The organism is Geodermatophilus obscurus DSM 43160 (genome assembly GCF_000025345.1).
Classification (GTDB): domain Bacteria; phylum Actinomycetota; class Actinomycetes; order Mycobacteriales; family Geodermatophilaceae; genus Geodermatophilus; species Geodermatophilus obscurus.
Genome location: NC_013757.1, coordinates 66,391 through 82,955, shown reverse-complemented (window position 1 = coordinate 82,955; position 16,565 = coordinate 66,391). Strand labels below are relative to the sequence as shown.

Annotated in this window: 15 protein-coding genes; 6 read left to right on the top strand and 9 right to left on the bottom strand. The window is 74.9% G+C overall.

Translation table 11 applies throughout. The annotated features are described in order from the left end of the window. Positions 1–40 precede the first annotated feature (40 nt). The 3 genes from GOBS_RS00385 to GOBS_RS00375 are packed head-to-tail and all read left to right on the top strand — an operon-like array spanning position 41 to position 4,301. Complete coding sequence (locus tag GOBS_RS00385; RefSeq protein WP_012946327.1) at positions 41–2,737, top strand: EAL domain-containing protein; 2,697 nt, start codon at positions 41–43, stop codon at positions 2,735–2,737. 44 nt (positions 2,738–2,781) lie between these two features. Then, entirely contained in the window at positions 2,782–3,444 is a 663-nt protein-coding gene (locus tag GOBS_RS00380) for a pyridoxamine 5'-phosphate oxidase family protein (RefSeq protein ID WP_012946326.1), read from the top strand. Next, positions 3,444–4,301, top strand: a complete 858-nt coding sequence (locus GOBS_RS00375) for a formate/nitrite transporter family protein (RefSeq protein WP_012946325.1) — start codon at positions 3,444–3,446, stop codon at positions 4,299–4,301. The genes GOBS_RS00380 and GOBS_RS00375 overlap by 1 nt, the downstream gene beginning before the upstream one ends. Before the next feature lie 61 nt (positions 4,302–4,362). Here GOBS_RS00375 and GOBS_RS00370 read toward each other — a convergent pair whose 3' ends face one another. The 5 genes from GOBS_RS00370 to GOBS_RS00350 all read right to left on the bottom strand — a co-directional run bounded on the left by GOBS_RS00370 (position 4,363) and on the right by GOBS_RS00350 (position 11,142). Further along, the gene (locus tag GOBS_RS00370; RefSeq protein WP_012946324.1) at positions 4,363–5,877 is read right to left on the bottom strand and encodes a phospholipase D-like domain-containing protein; all 1,515 of its coding nucleotides are present in this window, start codon (positions 5,875–5,877) and stop codon (positions 4,363–4,365) included. 5 nt (positions 5,878–5,882) lie between these two features. Next, positions 5,883–6,572: an NYN domain-containing protein gene (locus GOBS_RS00365; RefSeq protein ID WP_243697604.1), complete on the bottom strand. Its 690-nt coding sequence runs from the start codon at positions 6,570–6,572 to the stop codon at positions 5,883–5,885. A gap of 125 nt (positions 6,573–6,697) precedes the next feature. Then, positions 6,698–8,791 carry a putative bifunctional diguanylate cyclase/phosphodiesterase gene (locus tag GOBS_RS00360; RefSeq protein ID WP_012946322.1) on the bottom strand — a complete coding sequence of 698 codons (2,094 nt, stop codon included), beginning with the start codon at positions 8,789–8,791 and terminating at the stop codon, positions 6,698–6,700. Positions 8,792–8,825: 34 nt separating this feature from the next. Next, positions 8,826–10,004 carry an MFS transporter gene (locus GOBS_RS25000; protein ID WP_279432631.1) on the bottom strand — a complete coding sequence of 393 codons (1,179 nt, stop codon included), beginning with the start codon at positions 10,002–10,004 and terminating at the stop codon, positions 8,826–8,828. Then, entirely contained in the window at positions 9,901–11,142 is a 1,242-nt protein-coding gene (locus GOBS_RS00350) for an HNH endonuclease signature motif containing protein (protein ID WP_012946321.1), read from the bottom strand. The genes GOBS_RS25000 and GOBS_RS00350 overlap by 104 nt, the downstream gene beginning before the upstream one ends. Positions 11,143–11,292: 150 nt before the next feature. Here GOBS_RS00350 and GOBS_RS00345 point away from each other — a divergent pair, with 150 nt between their 5' ends. Next, the gene (locus GOBS_RS00345) at positions 11,293–11,793 is read left to right on the top strand and encodes a GNAT family N-acetyltransferase (protein ID WP_012946320.1); all 501 of its coding nucleotides are present in this window, start codon (positions 11,293–11,295) and stop codon (positions 11,791–11,793) included. Positions 11,794–11,869: 76 nt separating this feature from the next. Then, positions 11,870–12,025: a hypothetical protein gene (locus GOBS_RS26940; RefSeq protein ID WP_166487233.1), complete on the top strand. Its 156-nt coding sequence runs from the start codon at positions 11,870–11,872 to the stop codon at positions 12,023–12,025. A gap of 62 nt (positions 12,026–12,087) precedes the next feature. Here the strand turns inward: GOBS_RS26940 and GOBS_RS00340 are convergent, their stop codons facing one another. From GOBS_RS00340 to GOBS_RS00330, 3 genes are read right to left on the bottom strand one after another with little or no spacing between them, the layout of a single operon-like run. Continuing rightward, positions 12,088–12,483 carry an SRPBCC family protein gene (locus GOBS_RS00340; RefSeq protein WP_012946318.1) on the bottom strand — a complete coding sequence of 132 codons (396 nt, stop codon included), beginning with the start codon at positions 12,481–12,483 and terminating at the stop codon, positions 12,088–12,090. Further along, positions 12,480–12,908 (bottom strand): cupin domain-containing protein, encoded by a 429-nt coding sequence (locus GOBS_RS25865; protein ID WP_012946317.1) that lies wholly within the window; start codon positions 12,906–12,908, stop codon positions 12,480–12,482. Before GOBS_RS25865 ends, GOBS_RS00340 begins: the two co-directional genes overlap by 4 nt. Further along, the gene (locus tag GOBS_RS00330; protein WP_041241251.1) at positions 12,908–14,182 is read right to left on the bottom strand and encodes a competence/damage-inducible protein A; all 1,275 of its coding nucleotides are present in this window, start codon (positions 14,180–14,182) and stop codon (positions 12,908–12,910) included. Before GOBS_RS00330 ends, GOBS_RS25865 begins: the two co-directional genes overlap by 1 nt. A gap of 122 nt (positions 14,183–14,304) precedes the next feature. Here GOBS_RS00330 and GOBS_RS00325 point away from each other — a divergent pair, with 122 nt between their 5' ends. Next, positions 14,305–15,003 (top strand): hypothetical protein, encoded by a 699-nt coding sequence (locus GOBS_RS00325; protein ID WP_012946315.1) that lies wholly within the window; start codon positions 14,305–14,307, stop codon positions 15,001–15,003. 8 nt (positions 15,004–15,011) lie between these two features. Here GOBS_RS00325 and GOBS_RS29105 read toward each other — a convergent pair whose 3' ends face one another. Further along, complete coding sequence (locus GOBS_RS29105; protein WP_279432630.1) at positions 15,012–16,562, bottom strand: protein kinase domain-containing protein; 1,551 nt, start codon at positions 16,560–16,562, stop codon at positions 15,012–15,014. Positions 16,563–16,565 lie beyond the last annotated feature (3 nt).

The following is a 16,565-nucleotide window of genomic DNA, read 5'->3' as shown; positions in this document are numbered from 1 at the left end:
GCGCTCAAGGTCGCGCGCCCACCACCCGATCTGCAGTCCCATGACCAGCAAGCTCCGTCCGTGGCGCCGTGACCGCGGAGCGGCCGGGACCGCCGTCCCCCCGACCCTCGCCGACCGCCTCCTGGCCGTGACGGACCAGGGCGTCTACGCCGTCGACATGGCCGGCCGGTGCGTCCTGGCCAACGAGGCGGCCGCGCGCCTGCTCGGGACCGTCCGTCCCCTCCTGCTGGGCGCCCACGTGCACGAGGAACACCACGGTCGGCCGGCCGGGGAGCCGGCCGAGGACTGCCCGCTCTGCGCACCCCTGCACTCCGGGCGCCCGGCTCGTGGCACCGCCACCCTCACCGCCGTCGGCCACAGCTCGCTCACGGTGGACTACGTCAGCTCGCTCGTGACCCACGAGGACGAGCCCGTCGCCGTCTTCTGGTTCCAGGACGTCGCACCGCGGAACCAGACCGAGTCGGCGCTGCACCAGCTGGAGATGAAGTACCGCGCGGTCACCGAGTCGGCCAGCGACGCGATCGTCTCCGCCGACGCCCGCGGGCTGATCGTCAGCTGGAACCGCGGCGGTGAGGCGATGTTCGGCTACGCGGCCGAGGACGTCATCGGCAAGCCGCTGACCATCCTGATGCCCGAGCGCTACCGCGACGCCCACGAACGCGGCATGGGTCGCTTCCTGCTCACCGGGGAGCCCCGCGTCATCGGGTCGGGTGCCGTGGAGGTGCACGCCCAGCGTGCGGACGGCACCGAGTTCCCCGTGGAGCTCTCCCTGTCGCACTGGGCCGAGGGCGAGGGCCGGTTCTTCACCGGGATCCTCCGGGACATCACCGAGCGCAAGCGCGCCGAGGCGGCGCTCGCCCGGGAGACGGGCTTCATCAGGCTGCTGCAGCGGGTCAGCGTCGCGTCGAACGAGACCTCCAGCGGACGCGAGGCGCTGGAGACCGGCCTGCGGATGATCGCCGAGCACACCGGGTGGCCGGTCGGGCACATCTACCTGGTCGACGACGACGGCGAGACGCTGCGCTCGTCCAACATCTGGGTGCGGCCGGACGACGATCGGCTGCTGCCCTTCCTGCAGGCCACCACGGCGACGCCGTTCCGCGCCGGCACCGGACTCCCGGGACGCGTCCTGGCGTCCAAGCAGCCGAGCTGGATCTGCGACGTCACCACCGACGACAACTTCCCCCGGCGCGCCGCCGCCCGGGACAGCGGCCTGGCTGCGGCCTTCGCCTTCCCCGTGCTCGTCGGCAGCGAGGTCACCGCCGTCCTGGAGTTCTTCACCTCCGAGCCGCTGCAGCCCGACGACGCCCTGTGCGAGGTCATGGGCCAGATCGGCACCCAGCTCGGCCGGGTGGTCGAGCGGGAGCTCGCCCAGGGCAGGCTGACCCACCACGCCCTGCACGACCCGCTGACCGGGCTGCCTAACCGCGTCCTGCTGCTGGACCGGCTGGAGGTGGCGCTGGCCCAGCGCAGCCGCGGCGGGGTCGCGGTGGCGTTCGTCGACCTCGACCACTTCAAACTGATCAACGACAGCCTCGGACACGCTGCGGGTGACACCGTGATCACCGCTGCCGCCACGCGGTTGCGCGCCGTGGTCCGGCCGGGCGACACCGTCGCCCGCTTCGGCGGCGACGAGTTCGTGGTCCTCGCCGAGTCCGTGGTGGACGAGCGGGACGTCGAGGGGCTGGCCGAGCGCCTCGCCGGAGCGCTCGCCGAGCCCTTCGACCTGGCCGGTGACGAGGTGTTCGTCACCGCCAGCATCGGCATCGCGGTGTCGAGCGGCACGGGCGGGGACGCCCACGGCCTGCTCCGTGACGCCGATGCGGCCATGTACCGCGCGAAGGAGGCGGGGCGCGCCCGGCACGAGGTCTTCGACTCGGTCATGCGGGCCGGGGCCATCCGCCGGCTGGAGATCGTCAACGACCTGCACCGTGCGCTCGAGCGCAACCAGTTCGTGCTGCACTTCCAGCCGCAGATCGACCTGCGGACCAACAGCCTGATCGGCGTCGAGGCCCTGCTCCGGTGGGTGCACCCCGAACGGGGGCTCATCCCGCCGCTGGAGTTCATCCCGGTCGCCGAGGAGACCGGCCTGATCAACGACCTCGGGCGGTGGGTGCTGCGCGCCGCCTGCCAGCAGGGCCGGACCTGGCTCGACCGGTTCCCCGACCGGGAGCCGCTGGTCATGAGCGTCAACCTCTCGGGCCGTCAGCTGCACCAGCCACGCCTCGCGGAGGAGGTGGCCGCGGCGCTCGAGGACTCCGGCTTCCCCGCGGACCAGCTCGTCCTGGAGATCACCGAGAGCGTCCTCATGAACGACACCGCGGCGACGATCCACACCCTCGAGGCACTCAAGGAGCTCGGCGTCCGCCTGGCCATCGACGACTTCGGGACCGGCTACTCCTCGCTGACCTACCTGCAGCGCTTCCCCATCGACATCCTCAAGATCGACAAGTCCTTCGTCGACGGACTGGGGAGCGCGAACATCGAGGAGTCGGCAGTGACCCGCACCATCGTCGCGCTGGCCAAGACGCTGCGGCTGGAGACCGTCGCCGAGGGCGTCGAGCGCAGCGAGCACGTGCGTGAGCTGCAGAGCCTCCACTGCGACATCGGCCAGGGCTACTTCTTCGCCCGGCCGCTGGACGCCGGCGCGCTCACCACCCTCATGGCCCAGCCGGACACCCCCGTGGCGGCACTCGGCTCCCTGGCCGACGTGGACCGGCTGCTCGGGTCCCGCTGACCGCCCCCTCCTCTCCCCTCCCCTTCGAAAACCGAGGAACCCCCATGCCTGGCTCGATCGGCGAGCACCTGCTGCAGGAGCGGTACGGCACGACCGCCCGCGCCCGCGGCTTCTACAACCACCAGATGCTCGACCACCTCAACGACCACATGCGGGAGTTCGTGGCCCGCATGGAGATGGTGTTCGTCGCCACCTCCGACGGCGCCGGCGAGGCCGACTGCTCCTTCCGCGCCGGACCGCCCGGATTCGTCTGCGTCCTGGACGACAAGACCCTCGCCTACCCGGAGTACCGCGGGAACGGGGTCATGGCCAGCCTCGGGAACATCGCCGAGAACGGGCACATCGGCCTGCTGTTCATCGACTTCTGCGGTGACGCCATCGGGCTGCACGTGAACGGCCGCGCCTCGGTCCTGGAGAACGACCAGCTGCTCGCCCGCCCGGACCTGCCCGACAGCGTCCTCGACGGGCTGCTGCAGGACGGCGGACGGCGTCCCGAGCGGTGGGTGGCCGTCGACGTGGTCGAGGCCTACATCCACTGCTCGAAGCACATCCCGCAGATGGTCAAGCGGTCCGAGGTCCGCCAGGCGTGGGGGACCGACGACGTGGTCCGCAAGGGCGGGGACTACTTCAAGGCCAAGCACTCGACCCGTCCGTGGGTGGACGGCGTTCCCGCCGGCGGCGCCGCGGCCGAGCAGGCGGCCCACTGATGCCGCGGACCGTTCCCGAGGCCGCCGCCGAGCTGACGGAGCAGGCCGCGGCCAAGGCGGCTGCGGCGACCGGACCGGCCGGCTATCTGAGGAGCTCGGTGCTGGCCGGCGTCTACGTCGGGATCGCCGTCGTGCTGCTGGTCAGCGTGTCCGCCCCGCTGGCCGCAGCCGGCTCCCCCGTGACCAGGCTGGTGCAGGGAGCCGTGTTCGGCCTCGCGCTCACCCTCGTCGTCTTCGCCGGGGCAGAGCTGTTCACCGGCAACGTCATGGTGATGGCACACGGCATCAGCCGACGGAGCGCGGGCTGGCGCTCCGCCGGCACCGTCGGTGCCCTGTCGCTCGTCGGCAACGCGATCGGTTCGCTGGCCCTCGCCGGCGCCGTCCACCTGAGTGGCGTGCTGAGCGCGGGGCCGGGGCCGACCGGCTCGTCGCCCGCCGTGGCGCTGCTGGACAGCATGGTCGACGTCAAGACGGCCGCCACCGGACCGCAGTTGTTCTGGCGGGCGGTCCTGTGCAACGCGCTCGTGTGCCTGGCGGTCTGGATGGCGACGCGTGCGGCCACGGACGGGGCCAAGCTGATGGTCCTGTGGTGGGGGCTGCTCGCGTTCATCGGCTCGGGCTTCGAGCACTCCATCGCCAACATGACGACGTTCTCCCTCGCGGCGCTCGAGGGTGTCGCGGGATGGGCGGACCTGGCCGGGAACCTGGTGTGGACCATCCCGGGCAACGTCGTCGGTGGTCTGCTCGTCGCGGCCGCCTACGCCGGACGGGCCGGACGGGTCAGCGGCAGCCCGGCCCTGCTGCCCCCGGGGGCGGTCCGCGAGGCAGCCGTGCCGGGGCTGCGCCAGGCGGCCTGAGTCCCGCCAGGCCCCTCCTCGCCCGTCCCCCGCCCCGGGGTGCGGGACCCCGGCACGGCGGTCAGCGGCGGCGGGCCGACCCGCCGTGCAGCCGCGGCCGGAAGCTGCGGCGCACCCGCGTCCACCGGTTCGGCGTCCGCTCGGCGTCGAGCAGCTCGGTGTCGGCCAGCGCCTGCTCCACCGGACCGAGGTCCGGTGGGGCGAAGGGCACCAGCGAGCGGCCGACCGGCCGGCGCAGGCTCTCCACGGCCTGCAGCAGCGACCCGCCGCAGGCCTCGATCGCGTCGGCGACCGCGGACGGCGGCACGCCGAGGTGCTCGCCCAGCAGCCGGTCGCGCAGCCCGGTGACGGCGGCGGCCTTCTCCTCCGCGCGCGGGTCGCCGGGGCGCACCTCGATGGACACGTCGCACTCGGTGTCCATCCCCATGGACCGGTTGTTGAGGTTCGACGAGCCGATCCGCAGCAGCCGGTCGTCGACCACCGTGACCTTGGCGTGCACGTAGATCGGCCGCCGTCCCTCGGTCACCGGCACGTAGAGCTGGAAGCGGCCGTGCACGTCGGCCTCCCGCACCAGCGCGAGCAGCTTGGCGCGGGCCGTACCCATGGCCTTCTCCTGCAGCCACCCCTCGGCGGTCTCGGGGTTGAGGACGACGAACTCCGGGCCGTCGGGCTCGCGCAGCCGCTCGGCGATGGCCTCGGCGATCCGGCGGTTGGCGAAGTACTGGCTCTCGATGTAGACCGAGCGTCGAGCCGCGGCGATGACCGCCAGCCACAGCAGCTCGATCTCGTGCACCAGGCTCGTCCCGCCGTGCTCGGGCCGGGTCCGCGAGATGGCGACGTCCACGTCGGTCAGCAGCGGCTCGACGTCCGGCCAGCAGACCTCGACGTCCTCGACCGGCTCCAGCGCCCGCCCGGTGCCGCTCTCCCACCGTTCCCGCGCCAGGTCGCCGATCGCGCGGGCGGCCGGCCCGGACACCAGGCTGGTCACGTCGTGCCAGGGGCCGGTGAGCCGGTGCGACGAGGGACGGCGGCGCAGCTGGTTGCGGTCGAGGTGCTCGGAGGTGTCCCAGCGGTCGGTGGTGACGTCGATGCCGCCGGCGAAGGCCAGGCAGTCGTCGATGACCACGATCTTCTGGTGGTGGGCGCCGCCCACGGGGTGGTGGGTGTCCACCGTCATCGTCAGCCGGTCCGGGGTGCGCCGGTCGAGCAGCACGACCGGCACCAGGCCGCGGCCGAGCGCGCCGACGACGCCGTAGTCCCAGACCAGGACGCCGATCTCCAGCTCCGGGTTGGTGCGGACGGCCTCCTCCAGCACCCGGCCCAGCTTGTCCGGGCGCCGTCCGCCGACGCGCCGCCGCCGCGCCCCGCGCGGGTCCATCCGGATCCGCGGGTCGAAGTCCCAGCCGATGAACAGCACCCGGCGCCGGGCGTTCAGCACCGCTTCCCGCAGGACGGCGAAGTAGTCGGCCGCGTCGACGAAGACCGCGTACCGGTCCGCGCGCTCGATCCGCCAGCAGGTCTCCCCCGGGACCAGCAGCTCCTCGGTGGCGACCGGCCCGGTGTCCTCGTCGAACACCCGGGTCAGCCGTTCCGGCGGACGTAGGAGCTGACGAAGTCCCGCAGGCTGCGGGTGGGCCGCAGCCACGCGCCCTCCGGCGGCAGGGCGTCCAGGCGCACCCGGTCCAGCGGGACGGCGAAGGCGCCCGGCACGTCCTCGATGTCGATGAACTCCAGCAGGTCCGAGCCGATCGCGTAGCCGGCGACCTCGCTGAAGGCGACCACGGTGACCTGCGTGCCGGTGCGGGCCAGCTCCTCCAGCGGCTCGGCGAAGTTGCGGCCGTCACCGGAGAAGACGACCAGCCGGCGCAGCCGGTGGCTGTGCCGGCGGACGTCGATGTGGTCGAGCATCGCCTGGTCGATGTCGTCGTCGGGCTGCTGCTTGGGCCGGGCGAAGACGGCGAAGCCGAAGCCGCGCAGCGCCTCCACCCAGCGCTGCAGGCTGCCCACCACGGGCGGGATGTTGGCGAAGACGCAGGCCTCGACCTCGGGGGCGTCGGGCGCGCCGGGGTCGCCGGCGGCCTCCACGAACCAGGCGGCGATCGCGTCGAACCGGGGGCGCGACGCCGCGGTCGGGCGGGCGCCGATGACCGTCGACAGGGTCATGTCGATGTTCGGCGCGTCCCAGATGAGCAGGTCCAGCGCCGAGCGCGCCCGCCCGTCGAGCGCGTCGGTGTCGGGCGCCGTCTCCACGGCTTCGTCCAGGTCGGTCACGGGGGCAGTCTGCCCGGCCGGGACCCCGACGGGGGACGGCGCACCCGTCGAGCGGGGCGGACCGGCCGGTGCGGTGGCCCGCCGCGGCGTGCGACGGCGCAGGCGGCGCGCCCGCACCAGACCCCTCAGCGCCTGCTCGCCTGCAGCGCGAGGGCGCACGAGTCACCCCCGGCGGCCCGCACCCGAGACGCCCAGTGCAGGACCTCGGAGGCCGGCATCGGGTGGGCGAGGAGGTAGCCCTGGGCGAGGTCGCAGCCGGCCTCGCGGACCATCTGCAGGTGCTCGGCGGTCTCGACGCCCTCGGCGACCGAGCGGATCCCCAGAGTGCGGGCCAGCGAGACGATGGCGGCCAGCACCGGCCCGGTGCCGTTGGAGGCCAGCCGGGCGGCGGCGGTGAGCAGCGAGCGGTCGATCTTCAGCGTCCCGACGGGCAGCGCCAGGAGCTGGGCGAGGGAGGACCAGCCGGTCCCGAAGTCGTCGATGGCGACCGACACCCCGGAGGTCTGCAGGATCGACAGCTGGTCCTCGGCCCGGGTGGGGTCCTCGGCGACGCTGGTCTCGGTGAGCTCGAGCACCAGGTTCTCCGGGGCCAGCCCGGAGTCGTGCAGCGCCACCCGCACGTCGCGCACCAGCGTCTCGGCGGAGAAGTGCCGGGCGCTGATGTTGACCGACATGCGCAGCGGCAGCCCCTGCGCGGCCCACTCGGCGGCCTGCCGGGTCGTCTCGCACAGCAGCCACCGGGTGATCGGGATGAGCTGGCCGGTCTCCTCGGCCACGGACAGGAAGGCGTCGGGAGCCAGCAGCCCGCGCTCGGGGTGCTGCCAGCGCAGCAGCGCCTCCACACCCTCGACCTCGCCGGTGTCCACCCGGACGACGGGCTGGTAGTGGACGACGAACTCGTCGACGGCGCCGTCCCGCAGCCGGTTGGCGACCTCCAGCCGCCAGCGCGCCGCCTCGCGCAGCCCCGGGGAGAAGACGTGCACGCGGTCGCGGCCGGCGCCCTTCGCGGCGAAGGCGGCGGTGTCGGCGTCGCTCAGCAGCTGGTGGGCCCGGTCGGCGCCGGGCTGGGCGACGGCGACGCCGATGCTGGCCGACAGCGGCACCGAGATGCCCTCGGCGTGGAAGGGACGGGAGAAGGAGCTCTGCAGCCGGAAGGCGAGGGAGGCTGCCTCGGCGGTGTCGCAGTCCCGGGCGAGGACGAGGAACTGGTCGGCGCCCAGCCGGCCCACGGCGTCCCCCGGGCGGACCTGCTCGGCGAGCCGGCCACCGACCCGGCGCAGCAGCTCGTCCCCGACGTGGTGGCCGAGGGAGTCGTTGACCGTCTTGAACCCGTCGAGGTCGAGGAAGAGCAGCGCCGCCGGGCCGCGACCCGGCTCCAGCGCCTCTCCGATGAGCTCGAGCAGGCGGGCGCGGTTGGGCAGTCCGGTGAGGTCGTCGTGGCTGGCCTGCCAGGCCAGCGCCTGCTGGTCGCGCACCCGCTCGGTGATGTCGGTGTGGGTGACGATGACCCGGTCGGAGGCGTCGACCCGCGCGGCCTGCAGGCGGAACCACGCTGGCTCCGGGCCGACCTGGTGCGGGTAGTCGAAGGTGAACGTGGACTGCGGGGCCCCGCTGTCGGCGAGGCTCCGCAGACCGGCGGCGATGTCGGCGTGGTGCTCGGCGTCGACGTACCGGGCCATCGCCTCCAGGTAGTGCTCGCCGACCCGGGCCGGCCGGTCGCCGGTGCGTTCCAGCGCCTCGCCGTTCGCCGTCCACGCCCGGTTGACCATCTCGATCCGGCCGTCGCCGGCCAGCAGCACCGTGGCGGGGGGCAGCGCCTCGAGGACGGCGCTCAGCTGCCGCAGCTCGGCGAGGCGCCGCTGTTCGGTGCGGCGCTGGTCGTCGACGTCGCGGAGGAAGGCGGTGAGACCGCCGGCGTCGGCGAAGGCACGGATCTCGAACCAGCGGTCCAGCGGCGGGTAGAAGTACTCGAACTCGCGGACCCGCCCGTCCAGGAGCACCGCCCGGTACTCGTCCTCGATGACCGTGCCGAGCGTCTCCGGGAAGCACTCGAAGGCATAGCGGCCGATCATCTCGTCGGCCCGGCGGCCGAGGAGCCGTTGGGCGGCGGCGTTCACGTAGGTGAACCGCCACCTGCGGTCGATCCGGTAGACGGCGTCGGTGACCGAGGAGAGGGGGTCGGCTGGTGCGACGTGCCCAGCTGGAACGTGTCCGTGCACCCCTGCCCGCTCTCTCGACCCTGCGGAACACGCGTCAGGTCCCCACCCGGGGACCGCAGCCCCGCCACCGTCCCCCACGACGGCGCCGTGCGCGCGACGCACGACCGAGGGTAACCACACGGATGCAATTCAGGCAGAGGGGACCCAGGACCGCTCGACGACCGCGCCCGCCGGCGCCCCTCCGGAGAGGGTGCCGAGCACCGCGCCCCCGTCGCCGGCCGGCCGGGTCGTGCAGGAGGTCGGCCACCTCTGCGGGGGCGGGCTCAGGAGCAGCGAGGCCTGCAGGCCCAGGGCCGGCGATGCGGGCGGGCGCGCACGGGCAGCTGCCCGGGAACGGCCGGCCCGCGGCCGGGGTCGGCCGGCGGCGGCGTCGAGCCGGTCGTCGGCACCACGGGCGCAGCGCCCGTGCCGGCCACCTAGGAGGGGGCGACAGCCCCGCGCTCAGGGCCAGGAGGACGGCCTCGGTGACGAACGGCCAGGCCGTCCCGGCGACGAAGAGGGCGGCACCCAGGGCGGGACCGACCATCTCGTTCATGACGAGGGCGCCGGTCGTCAGCCGGGCGTTGCCGATGCCGAGGTCGGGACGTCGGACGACCGTCGGCAGCAGCGTGCCGGAGGTGGTGTCGGCGAAGACCTCGGCGACAGCGAGGACGAAGAGTGCGGCCAGGACGACGGCGATGCCGACGTCCCCGGTGAGCAGGGCGGTCGCGAGGACGACCAGGACGCCACCACGGGCCAGGTCCACGCCGATGAGCAGCCGCCGGCGGTCGACGCGGTCAGCGAGAACGCCCGCCTGCAGGCCGAAGAGCAGCCACGGCAGCCGCTGCAACAGGGCGCCGAGGGCGACGAGGAACGGTCCTGGGTCTGGCCGGCGACCAGCAGCGGGCCGGCCGCGAGGGCGATGCCGTCGCCGAGGTTGCCCACCCAGGATGACCCCACCAGCCAGCGGAACGGCGCGCCCATCCGGGCGGGCAGCACCGCCTCGACCAGTCCCCGCACGAGCACGGACTGCAGGCACCGCCTCCGACGTTCGTCCGCCGGATGTCCAGGACGCAGGCCTGCCGCACGTTCCACGTGGAACGCGCGTCGGCGTGCGTCGTCGGGCCCGGTCAGGCGGCGGCGGGAAGAGGCGGACCGGGGAGGGGTGGGCCGGTGCGGCCTGGTCCGGTGCGAATCTCGGTGCCGTCGGGGCGCCAGGTGCGCCATCGGCCATCGGGTTGTCGCTTCACCCGGAACCCGTGGTGGACCTTCGTGTGGTGCCGTTCGCACAGCAGCGCCGAGTTGGCCAGGCTGGTCTGGCCGCCGTTGGCCCACTCGAGCAGGTGGTGGACGTCGCACCAGTGCGTGGGGGCGCCGCAGCCGGTGAACACGCAGCCGCCGTCGCGGACCTCTGCGGCCCGGCGGACGTGCGGGGGTACCAGGCGCACGGTGCGGCCGTGCTCCAGCGGCAGCCCGTCGGGGCCCATCACGATCCGGGTGACGGCCCCGTCGCAGGCCAGCCAGCGGGCCCGGGCGGCGGAGATCGTCGCGCCGAACCCCAGCTCGGCGGCACCGCGCCCGACCGCGGGGTCGACCAGGTCCTCGATGCCGATCTTCACGATGACCTGCGGCTTGTGGCCGCGCAGCGTCGGCAGCTGACCGGAGGCCAACTGGTTGTCGCACAGCTGCACCAGCGCATCGGCCAGCTGCTGGGCGCGGGTCCGCTCATCGGCGGCACACCGCCCGGCCTGCACCACGGCTTCCAGCGCCGTCTGCAGCTTCTCCCCGCCTACCGCGTCCAGGTCGAACCGGCCGGAGATCGACCCGTCGGCGTGCCGGGCGATCACCAGCCGCCGGCGCTCGGTCGGGTCGGGCTCCGGGCCGTCGGCGTCGAGGCGGTCCAGGTAGTGGTGCACCGCCGTGGCGGTGTCCGCGTGCGGCCGCTCACGAGCGATGTCGGTGAGCACGGTGTCCACCACACCCAGGTCGACCCGTTGCTCCGCGGCGCGGGCCAGGTGTTCGGGCTCGGCGACCCGGCCGATCACCGCCGCCTGCTCGCCGGTGAGCTGCCCGGCGGCGCACGCCGCGGCCATCACCGGCAGCTGGGCCAGCCCGCGGCCGGCGCGCACCACCCGCGCGGCCTCGGACGCCGACAGGTGCGCGTGTCCGCGCAGCCAGGAGGCCATCGTCTTCAGCCCGTCGACCTCCGCGGCACCGGACACCTCGGCCTCGCGCACGGTGCGGGCGATCTCGGCGGCCAGCCGGTTCTGCGCCACCAGCAGCGGCCGCAACCGGTCGAGCAGCGCCGGGCCGAACAACGGGGCCAGGTCCTCGGCGGCCAGGGCGTCGAGTGCGGCCAGCAGCTGCTCCACGACACCTCCCACCGGCTCGATCAGGTGTTCGAAGTCTAGTCGAGGCGAGACGACCCGGCAACGCGAATCCCCAGGTCAGCGGGTCGTCCACAGATCCGGAGGAGGCCTTGACACGAGTCGGCGACGTTCGCCGCCGACTACCGTGCGCCCGTGCACCTCGAGACCGGGCGACTGCTCATGCCACCCCTCTCCGGTCAGCACACCGAGGCACTGACCGAGCTGTACGCCAACCCGGACGTGACCCGCTTCATCGGCGGCGCCGCACTCGACGCCGAGGGCACGGCAGCCCGGGTGCTCCGGTTCGAGGCGGTCTGGCACACCTGCGGCTTCGGACAGAGCGCGCTCCCCGACAGGGGGACCGGAGTCCTCCTCGGCTGCGCCGGGCTGCACCCCTGGCCGCAGTCGGACGAGGTCGAGCTCGGCTACGTCCTCGCCCGGCACGCGCAGGGCCGCGGTCTCGCTGGCGAGGCCGCCCGGGCATGCCTCGACGTCGCCTCCATTCAGCTGGGTCTCGACCGCCTCACCGCCGTCATCCGCCCTGACAACGCACCGAGCCGGGCGCTGACCACCCGGCTCGGCTTCCGCATCCACCGCGAGGACGTGACCCCGTCCGGCGTCCGGGTCCTGGTCCACGAGCGGCTCGCGTCCTGACCGGTCGGTCCTCCTCGCGCAGCCGACGCAGCACCGCCGCTGCCAGCGCGTTCCCGTCGGCGGCGCCCAGCCGGTGGTGGAACTCGGCCCCGTCGGGGTCGCCGCGGTTCTCGAGCAGTCCGGCGAGATCGTGGTGGCTGTGGTCGTCGCCGGCCGCGATCCCACTGCGGTAGGCGGCCTCGGCGGCGTCCAGCTCACTGAACTCGTCGGCGTGGAGGTTCCCGAGCGGTAGCCAGCTCTTCACCTCGCCGGGGGCAGCGCCGCTCTCCAGCACCTCGCGGTGAGCGGAGGACGTCAGTGCAGCGGGCGGACCAGCCGGCCGATCGCCAGCCGGGCCGGCGGCGCGTAGCCGACCACCAGCGGCGCCGGCCCGGAGATCCGCAGCCCCGTCGTACTGCCGCCGTCCGGACCCTCGGTGACCCAGTGCAGGAGGTGCATCCGCACCGGCCCGACCGAGACCGTCCACGACCAGCGCCGCGCGGCCTCGTCCACCGTCTCGACGACGAAGGGCAGCACCACCCCCAGCGGTGCGCGCACCCGCCCCCGCACGCCGGCGGCGAGCCGGGCGACCGGCACCTCGACGCCGGTGATCTGCGGAGCCCACTCCGGCCAGCGTGCCGGGACGGCGTAGCGCTCCCAGACCTCGCCCGGCCCGACGGGCCCGGTCGCGTGCAACGTCAGGGTGGTCACGGGACCTCCTCGCTGGCGCTCGTCGGCCCCGTGCCCAGCGGTGCTGCACCCATGCGTAACCTCGCGAGCTCGGTCACGACACCTCCTCGGGCAGCGGACGGGCACGGCACTTGCACCACCACGGCAGTCAGCCCGCCGTCGGATCCGGACGCGTGGTCCTCCCCCGGCGACCAGAGGGCCGCCTCGCCGGGCCGCAGGGTCCGGCGGTCACCGGAGGCCCCGGTGACCCAGCCGCTGCCGGAGACCACGGGGAACAGCTGCCACAGCGGGATGGGGTGCCGGCCGATGACGCCGCCCGGGGCCACGCGGACGACGTCGGCAGCGAACCCGTCCTGCGACTCCTGCACGAGCGCCGCGCGCAGCAGTTCCGCACCGGAGCTGCCGAAGGACGAGAGCTGCCGAGCAGGCAGCGTCAGCAGCTCCACTAGGCCGGCGGCCCACCGAGCAGCAGCTGGCGCACCATGTGCATCGCCAGGCTGACCGACCGGTGCCGCACCGCCGAACGCGAGCCGGGCAGCACGACCGAGCGCGACAGCCCCTCGGAGGACGGCCCGACGGCACACAGGTGCACGGTCCCGACCGGCTTCTCCGCGGAGCCACCGCCGGGGCCGGCGATCCCGGTGATGCCGACCCCCACGTCCGCACCGAAGCGGGACCGCGCTCCCTCGGCCAGCGCCGCCGCCACCTGCGTGCTGACCGCGCCGTACGACGCCAGCAGCTCCGACGGGACGCCGACCAGCGCCTCCTTGGCCGAGTTCGCGTACGAGGCCACCCCGCCGAGCACCCACGCCGACGACCCGGCCCGCTCGGTCAGCCGGGCCACCAGCAGCCCGCTGGTGCACGACTCCGCCGTCGCGACGGTCAGCCTGCGGTCGGCGAACGCCGAGGCCACCAGGTCGTCGACCGTGGGGCCCGTCGAGAACAGCTGCGGCCCGTGCGCCTCCCGCACCGCCCCGACCAGCCGGTCGTACTCCGGCTGGGCGTCGGGGCCGTAGCGGGTGACGATCTCCAGCTCGCCGTCCCGCAGGCAGGTGGTCACCTCCAGGCCAGGGAACTCGGACTCCCGCAGTGTCGCCGCCAGCTGGGACTCCAGCGTGCCCCACAGCCGGAGCGTCTCCTGGCGCAGCTCGCTGCGGCCGGCCAGCACACGCTGCACGGGCTCGGCGTCCAGCGCCGCCGGCCACATCCCCTGCAGCTCCGACGGCGGCCCGGGGAGGACGACGACCACCGGCCCGTCTCGCCCCTCCGCCGGGGGGACGACGAGCCCCGGCGCCGTCCCGACCGGCGGCAGCACCGTCGCGCCCTCGGGTACGAGCGCCTGCTTGCGGACGCCGGCCGCCGTCGCCGCCGGGTCGGCGCGCCAGCCGCGGCCGTCCATGAGGCCCTCGACGATGCCGGCGACGTGCCGCTCCAGCTCCGGGTCGAGCGACGACGGCCGGCCCTGCACGCCGGCGACGACCTCCGCGGTCAGGTCGTCGGCGGTCGGGCCGAGCCCGCCGGTGGTGATGACGACGTCCTCACCGGCCAGGAAGCGCAGCGCGTTGCGCAGGTCCTCGGGCCGGTCGCCGACCACGAGCACCGCGCCGACGTCCACACCGAGCCGGCGCAGCTCCTCGGCCAGCCAGGGCCCGTTGCGGTCGCTCACCCGACCGGTGAGCACCTCGGTCCCGGTGACGACGATCCCTGCGCGCACGGCCACCCGGCCGACCCTAGTGAGCTGTCCGCCCACCCGCGTTTCCTGCCGGGTGGCGAGGCGTCCCGCCGCTAGCGTGCGGAGACGAACCGGTCCGGCGCGCGCCCGCGTCCGAGCGAGGAGGAACCGTGACGCACCCGTCTCCCACCCCCGAGCCGCCGACCCCGCGGGACCCGGCCTACACCGGCACCCACGAGGTCGGGGTGGGCGCGACCGCGGCCACCGTCGCCGGCACCCACCAGGTGCCGCGCGTGGACGCCGCGCCGGTGTCCGGTGGCGTCCAGCCGACCGGGCCGGTCGGCGGGCTGCCCGGCCTGCCCGGGGTCGCCTCGCCGCCACCGGCGGACACCTCCGACCACCCCTCCGGCCTGCCGCGCACCGCCGAGCGGCCCCGCACGGCGCGGACCCCGCGCACCCCGCGTATTCCCCGCGCCCCGCGCACTCCCCCCGCCCCGCGTTCCGCGCAGGAGCGGACCGTCCGCATCGGCGCCGGCCTCACCGCGCTCTCCTTCCTGCTGCTCCAGTTCGGCCTGACGCTGGACTTCGGTGAGACCTCGCTGTGGTCCGCGGTGACCCTGTGGGCGGTCTTCGCGACCCTCGCCACCCTCCTCGGGGGGCTGCCGTTCGCCGGCCGGTTCCTGCCCGCCGCCCGGCTGCGCCCGGACGCGGCGTGGAAGGTCGCCGCCGGAGGGCTGACCGGCGTGGCCGTGTTCTGGGTGCTCGTCGTGCTGCCGCGTATCGACAGCGACCGCGGCTTCGTCCTCACCGGCGCGCTGGCCGCCCTCGGTGCCGCGCTCTGGGTGGCGCCCAGCCGCAGCCGCGGCTGAGCGGCGGATCAGCCCCGGCCGTTTCCCTTGCCGGAGGAGTCCGGCTTCTCCTTGCCCTTCCCCTTGCCGTTGCCCGGGGCCGCGTCGTCCTCGGCGGCGTCGGCCCCGTCCCAGACCGGGACGGGGGCGGGCTCCGGACCCCGCTCCGCAGCCGGCGGGATCGGCACCGTGACCACCTCGGGGACGACGGGCTGTGGAGCGGGTGCCGGGACGACGGGTTCTGGCGCGGGTGCCGGGACGACGGGTTCCGGCGCGGGTGCCGGGACGACGGGTGCCGGCGCGGGTGCCGGGACGACGGGTGCCGGCGCAGGCGCAGGTGGGGCCACCGCGACGGTGAGCGTGACCAGCTCGCCGGGCGCCAGCGCGCCGACCGGCCCGAGCTCGACCACCTGACCCGCGGGGACGTCGGAGCGCTCCACGGTCTCACGCTGCACCCGCAGGCCGAGCGCCGCCAGCTCCGCCTCGACCTCGTCGGCCGGGCGCCCCAGGTGGTCGGCGGCGGTGACCACCAGCGCCGCCACCGGCGCGACTGCGGCCGTCGTCGGGGCCGCGGCGCCGGCGACGGCCGCCGACGTGGCGGCGCCCTCGCTCCCGACCACCTGCAGCGCCCCGACACCGAGCCCCACGCCGAGGAGCAAGGTGGCCGCCGGGACCAGCAGCCGACGCCGGTCCCTCGCTGCCGGCAGCGCGGCGGTGGTCGGCGGCAGGGGGGCGAGCGGCCGGCCGGCGCGCACGGCGTCGATGGCCGCGCGGAACGCCGCGCCGTCGGGGAAGCGCAGCGCCGGGTCCTTGACCAGGGCGCGGGCGACGAGCGTGCGCAGTGGCTCCGGGACGTCGTCGGGCAGCGGCTCGGGCTCGTCGCGGATCTGGGCCAGGGCGATCTGCACCGGGCCCTCGCCGTCGAACGCGCGCCGGCCGGCCAGGCACTCGTAGGTGATCGCGCCCAGCGCGTAGACGTCGCTGGCCGGGCCGGCCTTGCCGCCTCCGGCCTGCTCAGGGGAGAGGTAGTGGGCGGTGCCGACCACCTGGCCGGTGCGGGTGAGCGGCACGTTGGAGGCCGACCAGGCGATCCCGAAGTCGGTGATCTTGACGACGCCGTCCCAGCCGACCAGCACGTTGCCCGGCTTGACGTCGCGGTGCACCACCCCGGCGGCGTGCGCCACGGCCAGCGCCGCGGCGGTCTGCCGCACGATGTCGAGCGTCCGGTGCGGGTCGAGGCGGCCGCAGCGGGTCAGCAGTGCCGACAGCGGCTCGCCCTCGACCAGCTCCATCACCAGGTAGGCGAGGGTCTCCCCGCTGCCGTCGGACGCGACGACCTCGCCGTAGTCGTGCAGGGCCGCGATGTTCGGGTGCACCAGCCGCGCGGTGTGCTGGGCCTCGGCGCGGAACCGGGCGAGGAACGTCGGGTCGCCGGTGTACTCGCTGCGCAGGAGCTTGACCGCGACCGGCCGGTCCAGCAGCGCGTCGTGAGCCCGCCACACCTGGCCCATGCCGCCGGTGGCGACGAGGGAGAGCAGTTCGTAGCGGTCGCCGAGCGTGCGCACCCCCGGCTCGGCCACCCG